The 13,505-nt window shown below is 67.6% G+C and carries 11 protein-coding genes and 1 tRNA gene; 5 read left to right on the plus strand and 7 right to left on the minus strand.

Annotated elements, in window-relative coordinates; translation table 11 throughout:
* Positions 1-1,347 (plus strand): alpha/beta fold hydrolase (locus ABIR74_RS09760; RefSeq protein ID WP_348177527.1); only part of this gene is annotated, 1,347 nt, incomplete at its 5' end.
* An 18-nt stretch (positions 1,348-1,365) separates the two neighbouring features.
* Here ABIR74_RS09760 and ABIR74_RS09765 read toward each other — a convergent pair.
* Entirely contained in the window at positions 1,366-2,013 is a 648-nt protein-coding gene (locus tag ABIR74_RS09765; protein WP_348177529.1) for a hypothetical protein, read from the minus strand.
* A 401-nt stretch (positions 2,014-2,414) separates the two neighbouring features.
* Here ABIR74_RS09765 and ABIR74_RS09770 point away from each other — a divergent pair, with 401 nt between their 5' ends.
* Positions 2,415-4,706 carry an MMPL family transporter gene (locus ABIR74_RS09770; protein WP_348177531.1) on the plus strand — a complete coding sequence of 764 codons (2,292 nt, stop codon included), beginning with the start codon at positions 2,415-2,417 and terminating at the stop codon, positions 4,704-4,706.
* Positions 4,707-5,196: 490 nt separating this feature from the next.
* Here the strand turns inward: ABIR74_RS09770 and ABIR74_RS09775 are convergent, their stop codons facing one another.
* The 3 genes from ABIR74_RS09775 to ABIR74_RS09785 are packed head-to-tail and all read right to left on the minus strand — an operon-like array spanning position 5,197 to position 7,265.
* Positions 5,197-5,631, minus strand: coding sequence for a hypothetical protein (locus tag ABIR74_RS09775; protein WP_348177533.1), 435 nt, complete (start codon positions 5,629-5,631; stop codon positions 5,197-5,199).
* Positions 5,628-5,936 carry an antibiotic biosynthesis monooxygenase family protein gene (locus tag ABIR74_RS09780; RefSeq protein ID WP_348177535.1) on the minus strand — a complete coding sequence of 103 codons (309 nt, stop codon included), beginning with the start codon at positions 5,934-5,936 and terminating at the stop codon, positions 5,628-5,630. The genes ABIR74_RS09775 and ABIR74_RS09780 overlap by 4 nt, the downstream gene beginning before the upstream one ends.
* A gap of 3 nt (positions 5,937-5,939) precedes the next feature.
* Entirely contained in the window at positions 5,940-7,265 is a 1,326-nt protein-coding gene (locus ABIR74_RS09785; protein ID WP_348177537.1) for a diguanylate cyclase, read from the minus strand.
* Between the two features lie 301 nt (positions 7,266-7,566).
* On the opposite strand from ABIR74_RS09785, the gene ABIR74_RS09790 reads away from it, so the two are divergent.
* On the plus strand, positions 7,567-8,241 hold the full coding sequence (locus ABIR74_RS09790) for an alpha/beta hydrolase (protein ID WP_348177539.1): 675 nt from the start codon (positions 7,567-7,569) through the stop codon (positions 8,239-8,241).
* A gap of 41 nt (positions 8,242-8,282) precedes the next feature.
* Here the strand turns inward: ABIR74_RS09790 and ABIR74_RS09795 are convergent.
* Positions 8,283-8,356, minus strand: a tRNA-Asp gene (locus tag ABIR74_RS09795).
* Positions 8,357-8,483: 127 nt separating this feature from the next.
* On the opposite strand from ABIR74_RS09795, the gene ABIR74_RS09800 reads away from it, so the two are divergent.
* The gene (locus ABIR74_RS09800) at positions 8,484-9,620 is read left to right on the plus strand and encodes a MarP family serine protease (RefSeq protein WP_348177541.1); all 1,137 of its coding nucleotides are present in this window, start codon (positions 8,484-8,486) and stop codon (positions 9,618-9,620) included.
* A gap of 49 nt (positions 9,621-9,669) precedes the next feature.
* Here ABIR74_RS09800 and ABIR74_RS09805 read toward each other — a convergent pair whose 3' ends face one another.
* Positions 9,670-11,478 carry a bifunctional homocysteine S-methyltransferase/methylenetetrahydrofolate reductase gene (locus ABIR74_RS09805; RefSeq protein WP_348177543.1) on the minus strand — a complete coding sequence of 603 codons (1,809 nt, stop codon included), beginning with the start codon at positions 11,476-11,478 and terminating at the stop codon, positions 9,670-9,672.
* 407 nt (positions 11,479-11,885) lie between these two features.
* The gene (locus tag ABIR74_RS09810; protein WP_348177545.1) at positions 11,886-12,665 is read right to left on the minus strand and encodes an SDR family oxidoreductase; all 780 of its coding nucleotides are present in this window, start codon (positions 12,663-12,665) and stop codon (positions 11,886-11,888) included.
* Positions 12,666-12,685: 20 nt separating this feature from the next.
* Here ABIR74_RS09810 and ABIR74_RS09815 point away from each other — a divergent pair, with 20 nt between their 5' ends.
* Complete coding sequence (locus ABIR74_RS09815; protein WP_348177547.1) at positions 12,686-13,495, plus strand: M55 family metallopeptidase; 810 nt, start codon at positions 12,686-12,688, stop codon at positions 13,493-13,495.
* Positions 13,496-13,505: the final 10 nt, after the last annotated feature.

Genomic DNA, 13,505 nt, shown 5'->3' on the forward strand with positions numbered 1-13,505 from the left:
GGTGGAACGCGCACTGCGACTGGGTCGTGGATCGGGACCTACTCGCTCGGCGGGCCGGGCCAGTTCTCGCTGGCGGTCAGCGGCAAGCGCGCCTTCGTCGCGCTCGGTGTCGGGCACGCGGATCTGCAGTCGGTGCCGCTCGTCGCCTCCGGCGCGAAGCTTCGCTTCCAGCTTCCCGGGCGGCCTTCCCCGCTCGTCTTCGACGGCGCGGTGTCGGGCGGGCGAATGAAGGGAACGGTGCGTCAGGGCGCCCTCCGTGGCACGTTCTCGGCGCGCGCGGGCAACGCGCCGGCGCTCATCGCCCGGGGGTTCTACTCGACTTCCGACGGCCAGACCGCCGTCGTCGACGATCCGTACGGCCCGGCTCGCATCGTCAACCTCGACTCGGGCAGAGTACGCGCGCTCTATCAGGCGGGTACCGGGTTCTCGATCGGCTCCGGCTTCGCGACCCGCTCGCCGAGCACCGGCACGATTCGGATTCGCACTGGTTCAGCCGTCATTGACGGGAAGTCCACGGCACGAGTGGGCGTGAGGCAACTCGAGGTGCAGTTCCGCAGCGGGTCAGCCTGGCTGTCGGGGACACTGCTGATCCCGCCGGGAGCCGGCAGGCACGCAGGCGCGGTGTTCGTGCACGGCTCGGGACCGACGCAGCGCGCCTACCTGCCCGAGCTCACGTCGATGCTCGTGCGCCACGGCGTTGCCGTCCTCGTCTACGACAAGCGCGGGATCGGCCAGTCGGGCGGCTCCTATCCAGGCGAGTCGGCGACGGCAGGCACCATCGACACGCTTGCGCGCGACGCCCAGGCAGCCGCGCGCTTCCTCGCCGCCCAGCCCGAGATCGATCCAGAGCGGATCGGGCTGACGGGACACAGCCAGGGGGGATGGATCGTCCCGCTCGCCGCCTCGAGGGAGGCCGCTATCCGCTTCCTCCTCGTCTTCTCCGGGCCTGCCGTGACGGTGGACGAGAACGACCTCTGGCATGACCTCGCCGGCGAGGGCGAGCGTGCAGCGACACTCACGGACGCGCAGATCGACGCGCAGGTGCTGAAGGCCGGGCCGGGAGGAGTCGACCCCATCCCGTGGGTGCGGAAGCTGAAGATCCCCTCGCTCTGGGTCTACGGAGGTCGCGACCGGCACGTACCGCCGGGGCTCTCGGAGCGGCGGCTCGCTCCGCTCGCGGCCGAGCTCGGCCGCGACATCACGGTCGTCGACTTCCCGAACGCAAACCACGCGCTTGTCGAGACGACGACGGGCCTGACCTCGGAGATGCTCCGTTCTGACACGTACGCACCGGGGCTGTTCGATCGCGTTGGAGAGTGGCTCAAGGCGAAGGGACTCGGCCGCTGAGGGGTGCGCGGACGGGCTTCAGCTCGTCGTCCGGGCTCCCGCGGACGGATGCAACAGCGGCACGACCCCATCCCAGCCTGCACGCAACACCTCGACGAGCGATGGGGGTGTGAGCACTGTCGCTCGACCGCTCGGACGAGCGAGCGCAACGTCGTAGCCTGCGGGCGCCCAGCGAAGTAGCCGGTCTCCGCGCACGACGAACGCACTCCCGTCATGGACGACGAACGTCCCGTCCGGCAGCGTCTCGACCGGTGCCTCGAAGCGCCGTTGCACGTGACCTCCGCAGGCGCGAGGAGCAACGCGCTCGTCGTGCAGCCGGGCATCGAGTCGGTCAGCTCCTTCGGAGTCGCCCGGGTGGAGCCCGCGCCAGATCGTCACAAACGTCCGGTAGTCCTCGTTGCGGCAAAGAGCGCACGGACGGTGCCCCGCGGCGAACGCAGTCGCCTCGTCGAGAAAGAAGAGCTCCGTGAACTTCCCCGGCTGCAAGAACGCTCCTCGCTGCCAGCCGCGAAACTCGAGCCGGCAGGAGATCCAGCGTCGCACCGCGTAGCGCCGCCGGATCACTCCGTGTTCGTCGTGCAGGCAGCCGCGGTTGCCGTAGACGAGGCCGCGAGCGGGATCGGCGACGAGCTCGCTGAACGGTGTGACTCTGTTCTGATACGGCATCGGCGTGACGGTATCTCCATCACGCAGCGACGGAGTGCAGAGGCACATCTTGACACCCTCACGCTCACCGAGGTCGACGGGCGGACTGCTCTAACGGTTCTCGTTCAACACCGAAACAAGGAAGGCCGTAACGGACATATCAACTCCGGAATGGAGGGCGGGATGCAGGAGGCGCTGGATCGCCTCGAAAGGGTCGCGATCTCGCTCCTCTGATGAGTGTTGCGATCGGGCTCTGCCACCGTGCACCGCTCGCTGAGCGCCTGCCCCGAACCCTTGACTTGGAGTGCAGGAGTCCGATGCAGCCCTGGCTGGCCGGAGTCTAGAATGGCCCCGATCAGACAGCCCTACCGACCTCGCCCGCCGATGGTTGAACCTCGTAGCGACAAGGAGAACGAAACGCGATGACTGAACCCGAGCACGGTACAACCCCGACCGCGAGCCCGACTGACGAGCGCGTGGCGTCGCACGAGCGCGTTGCGACGGGCGCCCTGGCGGGCTGGATGCGCTCCTGCGCGACGCACCCCTGGCGCGTCGTCGTGAGCTGGCTCGGGATCATCGCGGTGCTGATCGCGCTCGTCGCCACGGTCGGCGGCGCCCTCGAGGACGAGTTCACGATCCCCGGATCTGACACCCAGAAGGCGACCGATCTTCTCGAAGCCGAGTTTGCATCGGAGCAGGGCGGAGTCCTCAACCTCGTATTCGCTGCACCGGAGGGTGAGAGCCTCGATACACCGGTTCGTAAGGCCGCGATCGCGAAGGCGATCACGCGGCTCGAGTCGTCCGAGTTCAAGCCTTCCGAGGACACCGTGGGCCTGACGGAGGTTGCCGATCCGTTCGACGACGAGACGTTTTCGGACAATGGCCGTATCGCCTACGCGCAGGCGCAGTTCGACCAGGTGATCGAGGGGAAGGATCGCGACGCCGTCGTCGCTGTCCAGGACGCCGTCCGCGAGACGGTCGAGCCCGCCGGGGTGACGGTCGAGTTCAACGGCGACGCCGAGTTCCCGCCCGTCGAGCAAGGTGCCTCGGAGGGACTCGGCCTGCTCGCGGCGATCATCGTGCTGCTGTTCGTCTTCCGCACTTTCGTGGCGATGCTCATTCCGATCGCCCTCGCGATCGTTGCGCTCATCACCGCGTTCCTGCTGCTCTTCATCCTTGCCGGGTTCACGAAGATCAACACGATCACACCGATTCTCGTCTCGATGATCGGGCTCGGTGTCGGGATCGACTACTCGCTGTTCATCGTTACCCGCTTCAGGCAGCTCCTCCACGATGGGCTTTCGAAGCAGGACGCAGCCGCTGAGGCGGGCGCGTCTGCCGGTCGAGCGGTGATCTTCGCCGGAGCCACGGTTGCCATCTCGGTTGCCGGCCTCGCTTTCATCGGCCTCGACTTCGTCACGAAGCTCGGAATCGGGAGCGCGCTTGGCGTACTCACCACTGTGCTGATCGCGAACTCTCTCCTGATCGCGGTTCTCTCGCTGCTCGGGCACAAGGTCGATCGACTCAAGATCCCCTTCATCCGCGCCGTCGACGACTCGGAAGAGGCGCGAGACCGAACGCCCATCGCCCGCTGGGGCAGGTTCGTGACGGCCAATGCGAAGGTCGTCTTCCCCGTCCTCCTGATCGCGGGTTTCATCCTCGCGGGGACATCTGCCCTTGTGCGTCTCGGCGCTGCCGACCAGGGGACGCAGCCGCTCGAGCAGACGAGCCGTCGAGCGTACGACCTGCTTGCGGAAGGGTTCGGGGCGGGCTTCAACGGTCCGATCCCGATCGTCGTCGACGTGAACGGCGACAAGGAGGCGGCGACGCGCATCTACGAACGCGTCAAGGGTCTCGACGGGGTCGCGTCGGCCGGCGAGCCCCAGTTCAACGACCCGGGCACGGTCGCTATCGTGTTCGTGACGCCGGACTCCGCACCTCAGGACGCGGCCACGGACACGCTCGTCGACACGCTACGCAGCGACGTCGTCCCGGCGGCGGTCGCTGGCAGTGATGCCGTCGCCTACGTGTCGGGTCAGACCGCGGCCTTCAAGGACATCGCTGATCAGATCATCAGCCGGATGCCGATCTTCCTGCTCTTTATCATCGGCGTCACGTTCATCGTGCTCGCGATGGCCTTCAGGTCGATCGTCGTCTCGGCGACAGCTGCCGTGACGACGCTCCTCTCGGCCTTCATGGGCTTCGGCGTTCTCGGTCTCGTCGTCCAGCAGGGGCATCTTCTCGGCCTGACCGGCCTCGACAAGACGGGGCCGATCGAGACGTTCGTACCACCAATCGCCTTTGCGATCCTGTTCGGGCTTTCGATGGACTACATGGTCTTCATCATGAGTCGGATCCGGGAGGAGCACGTCCACGGCCTCGATACGCGGGCGGCGGTCGAGCACGGGATCTCGGCCATCGGTCGTGTCGTCGTCGCTGCGGCCTTGATCATGGGCACCGTGTTCGCAGCGTTCATCCTGAGTGCCGATCGCGTGCCGAAGGAGTTCGGCCTGCTCCTCGCGGTCGCGATCCTCACCGACGCGCTCGTCGTGCGCATGACGCTCGTCCCGGCGTTCCTCACGCTGATGGGTGAGAAGTCCTGGTATATGCCGCGCTGGCTCGACCGGGTGCTCCCGAACCTGACGATCGAGGCGCCGCACGCCGGTGCGCCGACTCCCGCCACGCCAGCGCCGGAACCCGCCGGCGGAAGCTGACGGCGCGACTCAGGGGCGAGGCTCAGGTGAGTCACAGCGGGGGCACAAGTGCCTCCGCTTGACTGACCTCATGCATTCAACAGAGAACCATCTCACTACCGGTCGCACTCGCGCCGGCATGATCGTCGCGACATCGGTGGCCATCGCAGCGCTTGGTAGGTGGACGCGTCTCTCATCCGGTCGAACGGGGTGCCCGGAGGCTCCGATCTCCCAGGGGTGGGTCAGGGTTGAGTCCGCCGAGAGCGACGCGCGACGACAAGCCGGCCGCCAACCTGTGTGAGGTGCGAGCATCCCGCGGATGCGCGAGCGACCTGGCGCAGATGGAGCTAGAACAACGAGTCCAAGCACGTCCGCGCCGTGATCGGGCGGGGCGTCGTACTGGCAGGAGCGTTTACCAGCGCTACCCCGGCGGCGTGGAGGAGCCGGTCCAGCGGAAGACGACGATGAGCGCAGCTCCTCGACGATAGAGGCTTGACGTCGAGTGGTCGGGTTAGGTGCTGCCAGGTTCGGTCAGAGTCGCTCTGACCGCTATCGCCGCAGCAGTCAGCCTGACGGAAACGCCGCGACCGAGGTGGTCGGCCACGATCGTCTTCCCAGCGACATCCGCTGCGATCTCGAGGTCTCGTACGAGCCGCTCGACCGGGAAGTCGCGACTCGCGAGGACATCGGCGAGCCAGAGTGCCTGTTCGATCAGGTCGACGGTCCCATCTCGCACGTCCTGGATCGCCCAGGCGAGCAGGTATTGGTTGTCGTGGAGGCACCAGGCCTGGCCCTCGGGGCCGTACCGCTCGTACTCGTCAGCGAACTCGTCGTGGTAGCGTCTGCAGATTTCGTGGGCGATCGGGAGCAGCTCGATCACCGCTCCGCTCGAAGTGCGCATCTCGGGTGGCGGGTTCGCTCCGCTCGGAGGCATCGGCCGCGTCATTCGGCGACGACCTCGTAGGTGCGCATGTGCTGCAGAGCTTCGAGTTCGATCGCGGTGAGGAGCGACTTGCTGATGCGGTCGTGCGAGGCGCGGTGGTCTGCACTCTTCATGTAGGCCTTGAAGCAGGCCCTGTCCTTCCAGCGGCTGACCATCATGATCTCGCCAGCGTCGCGCTCGGACTGCCAGACCTGGAGGTCGATGAACCCGGCGTTCGTGTCGACGAGGCCGCATCGCATCCGGAACGCCTCGATCAGCTCGGGTGCGCGCTCCGGATCGATCCGGAGCTGTGAAAGCGAGATATACATAGGTCAGTCGGCCGTCACGGTGACCCGGTTCCGACCATGCTCCTTGGCGTCGTACAGCGCCCGGTCACCCGCAAGGCTCGAGGCGCGGCGGCTGCTGCCTGTCCGGGCGACACCGACGCTCACGGTCACCGGCGGGTCGCGCATCGTGCCCTCGACCCTCGATCGAAACCGCTCCGCGATCGCGGCTGCCTGAGTGAGATCTGTTGCGGGGAGCAGAATCGAGAACTCGTCTCCGCCCAGCCGTGATGCGAAATCGCCAGGCCGCACGGTCTCCAACATCGCCTTTGCGACACCGACGAGGGTCGCATCACCGACCGCGTGGCCGAAGGTGTCATTGACCTGCTTGAACTGGTCGACGTCGATCATCAGAATGGCGCTCGCCGGGTCGCCGTCGGTGATGGTCTGGAACCGGTCGTCGTAGGCTCGCCGATTCCAGAGACCGGTCAGTGGATCATGGTAGGCGAGTCGCTCCATCGCATATGCGTGCCGACCGGCCACGCGGGCGGTCTCGGACGCGGCTTGAACTGTCGTCGAGAACCGGCTTTCGATGGTACGCGAGGAGTCGGACCCGGCCTGGTCCCCGGAGCGGGTCGGAGGGACGCGGGCGGCGAGCTCCGGCGGAACCACGTCGCCGATGTGGGGTAGGGAGAGAAGCCGCTCGACGACCGACACCACCTCCTCCGAGTGCAAGATCACCGGAACGTCGAGCCCTTGCTCGAGCAGCAGCGGCGCAGCTTGACCGGCAACGAGGATCTGCGGTGCGTTCGCGAGAGCACCGACGGCTTCGACCTCACGGATCAGTCCCGGGACATTCAGCGGCATCGTCACGGAGAGCCCGAGGACGGCAGGCTTATGAGCGCGGCACGCGTTGAGCAAACCATCGAGCGGCATATCCGCACCGAGGTAGAGCACGTCGAAGCCCGCTCCCTCGAGAGCGTCCGCGGCCATCCGTAGACCCAGGACATGATGCTCGCCCGGTGCGGCAGCCAGCATGATCCGTTGGCGGGAGCGCGGTGGGGCGTTGAGGCCATGGGGGAAGAGTTGGCCAAGCACGCTCGCGGAGATCGCGGTGGCGAGATGCTCGTCGGCGACGGTCATGGCATCGGACTGCCAAAGGTCTCCGATCCGCTGCATCGCCGGCGCGATCACACATGAGTGGATCGCGGGAACCGCCATCCCCGCATCGAGGGCAGCCTGACCGACCGCCTCGGCCTCCGCCGGATCACCGGCAGTCAACGCCTCGAGAAAGCGGTCGGAGAACGCGCGTTCGAGCTCGTCACCTCGACGCCGGCTCGGGCGCCCCACGGCCCCCGGCCGCTCAGCTCCCACGGCGGGAAAGCATCCGAGTCGCGGTAGCCGTCGACGGCAGCGCTCCACGGCCGCCGTCGCCTCCAGCACAGCGCACCGGTTGGGCACGAGCCAACCAGCAGCTCGGTAGCGATCGGTTCCCTCGCCGGACACAAGCACCGAATACTGCGCGCATCGCGCGACCTTTCGTGGGGCGGCCGACTGCACCGATGAGTTGTGAGAGTAGCCGAAGTATTGTGACCATGTTCACAATCTGTGTGGCAGCTCGGCTAGGATGGACGATCCACAGGATGACGAGACTCCTTGTGAGGAGGCGCACCCGATGACGACGTTCGTCCTGGTTCACGGCGGGTTCGGCAGCCCCGCCGAGCTGGCGCCGGTGATCCCCGAGCTCGAGGCGCTCGGTCACCGCGCGATCGCCATTGACCTGCCGTGCACCGATCCGGTCGCCATGCTCGAGGACTACGCCCGCACAGTGGTCGAGGCGATGGCCGGGATCGAGGGGCCGGTCGTGGTCGTCGGCCACTCGGCGGGTGGCGCGACGATCTCGCTCGTGCCCGACCGGGCGCACGTCGACCGCCTGGTCTACGTGACGGCCTTTGTCCCCGAACCGGGGCGCTCGATAGCGGACATCGCAGGCGCCGAGACCCGCGAGATGATCCTGGCGGTTTCGCACGACGACGGTGACGGCTGCCGGTCGTTTGATCGCGAGCTGCTGGCCTCGATCGTGCCGCCCGAGGAGCGGGAGGCGTATCTAGCCTTCCTCGAGGCCACGCAGCGCCCCCAGGGCTGGGCGGCTATGGAGCAGCCCTGGCCCGGCCGGTCGCTCCCGGACGTGCCCTGCACCTACGTTCTGTGCACGGAGGACAGCCTCTTGCCGCCGGAGAGGCAGCGTGAGATGGCGGCGCGCCTGGGTGTCGAGCCCGTCGAGCTCGCCGCCGACCATGCGGCCTTCACGCTGCGGCCGCGCGATCTCGCGCCGCTTCTCCTCGGGTAGGCAGATCCTCGCGTCGGCGCGAGGAGGCCCGAGGTGAGAAGCGGGAGCGACGGGACTCGAACCCGCGACCTCCGGCGTGACAGGCCGGCGTTCTAACCAACTGAACTACGCCCCCGTGGGCCGTCGGATTGTAGCGGCGCCGGTTGGATCCGGTTGAGCGAGCCGCGCGAGATCCCTACGGAGGCCCGAATCGACCGTGCGCTCGGCAAAGGTGTGGCCGCCTCACTTCCGAAAGGAGGAGGGTGTCGACCGTCGATCTGATCGCCCTCGGACTCGTTGCGCTCACCGCGCTGATGGGTTTCCGGCGCGGGCTCGTCGTTGGCGTGCTCTCCTTCGGCGGGCTCGTGATCGGGTTCTACCTCGGGACACGGCTCGGTCCCGCGCTCGTCGGGGATGCGCGCGCGCGCTGGCTGCCGCTCATCGCCGTTGGCACGGCGATGGTCGTCGCTGCGCTCGGACAGGCGCTCGGCGGCTATGCGGGCCGGGCCATCCGCCGAACGCTCATCGTGATCCCGCCACTGCGGTTGCTCGATTCTGCCGGGGGAGGGTTCTTCGGAGCCGCGCTCGGGCTCGCGCTCTGCTGGGCCGTCGGCGCAGTCCTCCTTTACCTCCCCGGCGAGACCGAGCTCCGGCGCTACGCCCAGGAGTCCACGATCCTCTCCACTCTCAACGAGGAGTATCCGGCGGCCCGGCTGATCGACACGCTCGCCGGCATCGACCCCTTCGGCACGATCGCCGGTCCTCCCGCCGGAGTCACGGAGCCCGACGCGGCCGTCCTCGATTCGGCAGGCGTCACATCGGCGGCCCTCAGCGTCGTGCGTGTGATCGGAAATGCTTGCGGCCTCGGAATAGAGGGATCGGGTTGGGTCGCCGGGCCGGGGCTCGTGGTCACGAACGCGCACGTCGTCGCCGGCGTCAATGAGCCCCGTGTCGATCGGAACGACGGTGACCTCCTCGATGCCCGGGTCGTCGTCTTCGACAAGAAGAACGACATTGCGGTCCTGCGCGTCCCCGGACTTGCCGCGCGAGCATTGCGGCTCGCCGAGGCGGTCGAGGGAACGCCGGGGGGAATGCTCGGGTACCCCGCCAATGGCCCGTACACCGAGACAGCGGTGCGCGTCGGCAGGGTCGTCAAGATCGTCGGTCGGGACGCCTTTGGAAACTTCCCGACGCCGCGCGACGTGACGACGATCCGCGGCACGATCCGCAGCGGCAACTCGGGCGGCCCGGTCGTCGATGCACGTGGTCGTGTGATCACGACCGTGTTCGCCCAGCGAGCGGGACGCGCTGGCGGCTACGGCGTGCCGACCGCCGCCGTGCGGGCCGCGCTGGCGAAGGCGGGCACAGTCGCGATCGAGACGCCCTGCGTCGAGCGGTAGGACACGGCCGACCAGACCGTGGCGACGCCAACCGGCGTTCGTTCCTCACCTACATGAGTAGGTCGAGTGCGGCCTCCGGTTGCTTGAACGGCGGGATCACGTAGACGCCCGGAACGAAGTCACGCAGCGATTCGAGGAGGTCGCGCGCGAGGGAGAGACCGACAGCGGGCGCGTCCGAGCCCGCATCGCGTAGCGCGGCAAGTACATGGTCGGGCACCGAGATCCCGGGAACCTCGTTGTGAAGTCGGAGTGCCATCACGTGCGACCGAAGCGGCCAGACTCCCGCGAGGAGGGGAATCGGTGAAGCTCCGCCGAGCCGTTCCAAAAAGCGCTCGAGCGCGTCGACGTCAAAGAGGGCCTGCGTCATTGCGAACCTCGCGCCGGCCGCCACCTTCCTTTCGAATCGCGCGAGCTCCAGGTCGGGATCGTCCGCCGACGGATTGACGGCGACACCGATAAAGAACGAAGTCGGCTGATCGATCGCCTTGCCGACGTAGTCGACACCTCTGTTCAGTCCCGCGAGAAGCTGGACGAGTCCGATCGCATCGATCTCGTAGACTCCCCGTGAACCGGGGTAATCTCCGACATGCGGTGGATCGCCGGTCACCGCAAGGATGTTGCGGACGCCCTCTGCATGGGCCCCGAGGAGCACGCCCTCGAGACCCATCACGGTGGTGTCCCGTGGCGTGACATGAGGGATCGTCTCGATTCCCACCTCGCGCTGAATCGCGATCGACGCCATGAGCGCGTTCATCCGGGCGCGCGCCATCGGGTTGTCGTTCACGTCGACGAACCCGACGGCTCCCGAGGCGAGAAGAGTGCGGGCCACCTCGATCATCGCGTCATTCGTCCCTCCCTTCGGAGGATCGAGCTCGACGCTGACAACCCATTCACCCTCCCGCAATGCACGGGCCAGCCGCGTCTCGCCTGCAGCCGCCGAGGGCTCATGCGGCTGGAAGCTCGCCTGCGTCTCGAACGCCATCCGCGGCTTTCGGTCCTCGTCGAGGGCCGCGCGGATCGCCTCGATCTGCGCGGGTGTGGTGCCGCAGCACCCACCGATGATCCTCGCCCCCAGAGCGACAGCCTGGGCCGCGAAGTCGCCGAAGTACTCGGGAGTCGAATGGGGGTAGACCACGCGTCCGCCGACTATCCCCGCGAGACCGATGTTCGGGAGGGCGGCAAGTGGAAGGCCCACGCCACCCATGGCGTCGAGAGCCGTGAGCGCAGCGAGGGGGCCGGCGCCGTGATTCGTCCCGATCGCGGCGACGTCGAGCCCGGCTAGCCTCACGGCGGCGGTGTACGCGTCGATCCCGCCCGTGGTCTCGGCTTCGTCGTCGAACGTCAGCAACGCGACGATCGGGAGCGACGAGACCCCACGAACGGCAGCGACGGCGGAACAGAGCTCGTCGAGGTCGAAGAACGTCTCGAGCATGAAAAGATCCACTCCGCGGCCCTCCATGATCCCGGCTTGCTCCGCGTACCACGGGCCGTGTTCGCCGGTATCGAAGACCTCGAGCTCACCCAGAGGTCCGATCGCGCCCGCGATCAGGACGTCCCGGCCCGATACCTCGCGTGCCTCTCGCGCGAGCCGTACCGCGGCCGAGTTGATCGCCTCGAACTCGTGCTCGAGCAGTTTTGCCGCCAGCTTGCGGCAGTTTGCGCCAAACGTGTTCGTCTCGATCAGCTCGGCGCCCGCGCGGATGTAGCTGACGTGCACGGCGACAACGCTCTCGGGAGCTCGGATGTTCGCCTCCTCAGGGCACCGCAATCCGGGCGCAGCGCCTGCAAGCAACGCGCCCATGCCGCCGTCGGCCACGATCGGCGGCCCGATCCGTAGCCGCTCGAGGAAGTCCGCCATGGCGTTGAGTCTAGGGGGAGGCGCGGGTCGATCGATTGGATGCTTCGAGGCGCATGCCTCGGCCCCTCGAGTCAACCACCGTCGTCAACACCGTCCGAGTGATTGATCAACTAGCCCCGGATGGTGATAGTGAGGTCATCTCATCGGCGCGACGGTGCGGCGGACGCGTAGATGGGCGATACGGTTCCTCTCCTCGGGAGCCTGCGAGGAGGAGGGGCGTCTGGCGGCGGCCCCTCCTTCAGTTGGAAGGCCGATTCGGGCGGCACTCAAGGTTCGTTCTCGGGTGCCGATACAGAAGTAGCTTCCGGGTCGGGGACTGACGGCAATCATTCCTGACACTGGCAGTAGAGACGGGGCGGCGAGCGATTCGCCGCCCTTCTCGTTTCTGCTTCGGAGTACGTCGCGCGTCAGGCGTCGTCGTGGACGACGCGGCCTTCCATCCCGCCAGCCACCGTGATGACCTGGCCGCTGATGTGGCCGGAGAGAGCATCGGAGGCGAGCACGACAACCTGCGCAGCGACGTCATCGGGCTGGCCGACCTTGCGAAGTGCCATCGTGCGGGAGATCCGTCGCACCGCTTTCGGGTCGACCATGCCGCGCGTCATCGTCGATTCGGTCCAGCCGGGTGCGACCGCGTTGACGCGTGCGAGGGGGGCGACGCGCGTCACCTCGTTCTTCAGTGAGAGCAGCAGCCCACCCTGAAGCGCCGACTTCGCGGCAGCGTAGTCGGCGTGGCCCGCTTCCCCGAAGCGCCCTGCCGTCGAGCCGACCAGCACGAGCGAGCCGTGACCGGTGCGCGCCACCTCGCGCAGGAAGGCCCGTGCGGTGAGGAAGGTGGCAGTCAGGTTCTGGCGCATCGTCTCTTCCCAGCGCTCGAGCGGAAGCTCCCAGACCGGGGTGTCCTCGGTCGGCCAGACGCCCGCGACCGCCGCGCACACATCCACCGTCCCGAGCGTCTCGCGCGCATTCTCGAAGAGGCGGTCGACATCGGCCTCGACGGTGAGGTCGGCCTGCGCGATGGGCGCGCCGCCGATCTCCTCCGACACGGCCCGCGCTCGTTCCTCACCACGGTGGTAGTGGACGAGAACGTTCGCTCCCTCGGCCGCGAACTGGCGCGCACACGCCCCACCGATTCCACCCGACGCGCCGGTGACGACGACCCCCTTGCCTGCGAGACCTGTATCCACGAAGGCGTAGGCTATACGGCATGAAGGTGTTCATCGTCAGCGACCTCGAAGGCGTCTCTGGGGTCACAAAGGGTGGGCAGACCACGGGCGGGGCGCCGATGTACGAGGAGAGTCGCCGCCTCTACACGGAGGAGATCAACGCAGCGGTTCGCGGAGCGAAGGCTGCGGGAGCGACAGAGATCGTCGCGATGGACTGCCACGGCGCCGGTGGGGAGTGGATGTTCAACTCGCTGATCCCTGAGCTCCTCGACGAGGCGTGCGACTTTGTCGTTCAGGACGAGTGGACGGAGTACACGGAGTTCCTCGAGAGTGGCGTCGACGCGGCGTTGTTCATCGGCATGCACGCGATGGCCGGCACACGGCGCGGCGTGATGAACCACACCGTCTCCGGTCAGGTGTGGCAGAACCTCTGGTTCAACGGTGTTCTCGTCGGCGAGACGGGGATCAACGCGGCCCTCTGCGGCAACTGGGGTTGCCCTGTCCTCATGGTCTCCGGCGACGATGCCGCCTGTGACGAGGCGCGCGAACTCCTCGGTCAGGAGCTCGTCACCGTCGCGGTCAAGCAAGGGCTCGGGTCGCAGTCGGCCCGTAACATCGCGCCGCTTCGCGCCCGGGCACTGATCGAAGACGGTGCCCGCCGGGCTCTCGCCGATCTCTCCGCCGTCGAGCCGTTCCTGCCCGGAAGCCCGTGCGAGATCCAGGTCGAGTACAAGAACACGCGAGCGCCAGACGCGCTGCGCCACAGGCCCGGTGTCGAGCGGGTCAGCGACCGCATGATCATCTCCCGTGCCGACGACTGGTGGGACGCGTGGCGGCAGTTCTTTTTCTAGGCCGGGAGTG

Origin of the sequence: Gaiella sp. (assembly GCF_039915195.1) — a bacterium.
In the GTDB taxonomy this organism is placed as follows: Bacteria; Actinomycetota; Thermoleophilia; order Gaiellales; family Gaiellaceae; genus Gaiella.